1 protein-coding gene is annotated in these 570 nt (G+C 52.8%); it reads left to right on the top strand.

Annotated features, from left to right (window positions below; all coding sequences use genetic code 11):
• Positions 1 to 570 (top strand): hypothetical protein (locus tag R7Z47_RS26135; RefSeq protein WP_318130937.1); only part of this gene is annotated, 570 nt, incomplete at both ends.

Here is a 570-nt window from a genome sequence, read left to right as displayed (position 1 = left end):
CGCACCGACGTCAGAGCGCTTCTCCATCAATGGTCAATATCAAGGCAATGTACCCTTAAACGCAGCATTCGATCTGATGCCAGGCGATACCGTTGTCTTTGAAATTGATGGCACGGTTGCGGCGGATGCAACGGGCGCAATAACTAACGTCGCAAACGTTGCAGGCGTGGACAGTAATGCTGTCGTGCTTGATCCGGGAACTTCGAATCTGCTGGCGCAAAAGTCGACGGACACTCCGACGTACACGCCGGGCTCGGAAGTGCGCTATCAGATGCGAATTCGCAACGTGACCACCAATAATGAGCTGGTGGATGTGCGCGATACCATTAGTAGCTATTTGGTGGAGACCGCAGACGGCACTGAAAAAGTAGCACTGAAAGATTGGAGTGTAAGCGCGAGCGTTATCTCTGACGGTAACCCGGCGTACACCGACATCAACAACTTAAATCTCATTGCGGATAATACCGACATCGACACCACCATTCAGATGGGTGGCAAAGCGCCAGATGACACCTATACCGAGGTTCTCATTGAGGTGGTAGGGCATGTGCGTGACGACGCGGTTGGCGA

The sequence above is a fragment of the Vibrio sp. 1641 genome (assembly GCF_033339995.1).
Taxonomy (GTDB): Bacteria; Pseudomonadota; Gammaproteobacteria; order Enterobacterales; family Vibrionaceae; genus Vibrio; species Vibrio alginolyticus.
Note: the sequence above shows the minus strand (reverse complement) of the source record. Positions and strands in the feature narration are given on the sequence as shown.